Source organism: Weissella confusa (assembly GCF_004766315.1).
GTDB lineage: Bacteria > Bacillota > Bacilli > Lactobacillales > Lactobacillaceae > Weissella > Weissella confusa_A.
In genome coordinates this window covers 1-2,393 of the sequence record NZ_PVSN01000085.1, presented here as the reverse complement: position 1 = coordinate 2,393, position 2,393 = coordinate 1, and the positions used below count along the sequence as shown (strand labels likewise).

Annotated in this window: 1 protein-coding gene; it reads left to right on the top strand. The window is 40.6% G+C overall.

The window, feature by feature from the left end; translation table 11 throughout:
- Positions 1-173: 173 nt before the first annotated feature.
- Complete coding sequence (locus tag C6P11_RS10775; RefSeq protein ID WP_210114243.1) at positions 174-2,210, top strand: hypothetical protein; 2,037 nt, start codon at positions 174-176, stop codon at positions 2,208-2,210.
- Positions 2,211-2,393 lie beyond the last annotated feature (183 nt).

Below are 2,393 nucleotides of genomic sequence, written 5' to 3'. Positions count from 1 at the left end.
TGTTCTACCTACAAAAACACCGAGAAATGACGCCTTTTTAAGCTGAAATCCGGGTTTTGAAAAATTTTCGGAGTCCGGCACCTCTCGGTGCCGAAAAAACCTGTCCATAATCTTGACATCAGCGCCGTTTATTAAGTTCTATTACTGCTGTGGCAGGTGTAGCGGTGTCTTTGATGACACCTTTTCAAGCGTCAGCATTTGCGGATGAACTGATTAGTCCCGGACAGGATATACCACCAGTGAAGATTACAACTAATTCGGATGATTTCGATGCTAAACACACGATAAGAAAGAATAATACTCCGAGTTACGCTCTCCCGGTTTACCAAAGTAATAAGCAATGGCAGCTGATGCAAGGCGCGAATACGGACGAAGGAACCTCTTCGGTTGCTTTTAATCGTCCCTTTGACACTAGTGCGGACTTTTCATTTACGACTACTGTGAATCTTTCATCAGACAGTTCGGGAGGAGAATACAACACGGACTTTGTAGGGATGGTAATCTCGACAGTGCCTTCAGCTAACTTGGCGGATGAACAATTAATTCCGTGGACCGGGACGGGTTCTCCTGACCACGCAGGATACGGATCTGCACATGTAAAGTGGCAAACTGCTTTTGGAACCCAAGCTTTTGATCCATCAGAAAATTGGTTTCCTATTTTGCGACCAGAACAATTTGCCCACCGCGATGTAGTAAGACAAACGATGGGAACAAATCAAAATACAATCAGTGGCAAGAGTATATTCTATACGAGTAGTTGGAATCGTAATTTAACTCGTAAGTATAATGTGAAATATGATCATTCAGCTCACAAGGTTTCCTACTCACTAGTAACAGACGGTGGTGAGACTATTGTTGCAACAAATATAATTCCAAGTGATATTGATAAAGTGTACATAGGTGCTCTTGGTGCCGCACATGGAAACGGACATGATGATGTTGGTGGAGTTACATTGAGTAACATGTCGGGCCAATATGTTTCTACGAAAACTAAAGTACATTTCTATGATGAGCAAAATAAAAATATGGACCCCAAGGGAGACGCTACCATTGAGGGGATTGTCGGTGAAAATTTGTCCGTTGAAGGAAATGGAGAACGAAACTTTTTAGCACCATCATTTACAAACTATGAATTGGATGGATCTCCAGCCGATCGAACAATAACTACGGTAGAAAATGACGCAGACAACAACATTACCGTCAGATATAAGCGAATACCTGGTGTACTACCTTACGAGATTGTTGATGATGATTTGAACGGTAAGACTCTATCAAGTGGTACAGTACCTGGCTTGCACGTAGGAGATTCATATAGTGAAGCCACGTTTGCAGAAATCAAGAAGCAAATTCCAAAGTTTACGACCTTTGCAAAAATTGAAAATGCTGCCAGAATTTTGGAAGTGAATAAGGACAATAATGTATTAAATGACCCTGTTATTATTCACGTGACGGATGACAAAAAAGATGATCAAGTGACATTTACACGAACTGTTAATTACAAAATGCAACCAGGCATTGATAATGTGACACCGCCGCAAAAATCTATTGAGACACCATTTAAGGTCAATCGAAGAACGGATTATTATCTACAGTCTATAAATCCAGATTACAAGCCGACATTGGATTCTAACGCGAAATTTGGTCAAGTTAAAACGCCGGACTTCCCAGGATACCGTCCGGATAGGGCAGTGGTTGATTTTAGTACTGAGAAAATTAATGACAGTACGCCATTAACTGGATCAACTGATGTCACTTATTATGGGATTTTGTCAGTATATGCACCTACTTTAGACTTTGGAACTGTCCAAACAGGTGACAGAGTTTACGATGGTGCAGATCCAAAAGACGCTGAAAAAATGGATGGTGAACTAGCTATTGCAGATACTAATCCGGATGAAAAGTCGGTTCGATGGACGTTGAATGCGCAACTTGATTCTGATTTCATGGTCGGTGATCCGATGGTTGAAATGATGGGTGGCAAGATTCAAATTAAGAAGGATCAACAAGTGCAAATTATTACTAAAAAACAAGTTAGTGGGGGACAACTTAACCAGAACACAGGAATGTTTCCGATTTTAAGTCAAAAATCACTAACAGTCCCACATATGATTTCGTTGAAATTCTCTGATTTGCGAAAAGAGCACCTAAATATTAAGGATACAACTCGTTACAAGGGAAACATAATTTGGACATTATCAGTAGCCCCATAGCCACAACTACTGAAAAACGGGGGTCCATGCCCCTTTATAAAATCATGGGAAGTTTTAACCCGGATTATTCATGCACTAAATTTTTAACCACAGCTAAATCAGTAAAATACGATAAATCACCTTGAAACTGCCAGTACCTTGGCACGGTTTCAGGGTGTTTTTTTCGATTGGGCGTTTTTTGAG

What these genes read in the sequence shown, in the direction of transcription:
- C6P11_RS10775 (WP_210114243.1), top strand. Translation starts at nt 174, where the DNA reads ATGACACCTTTTCAAGCGTCAGCATTTGCGGATGAACTGATTAGTCCC.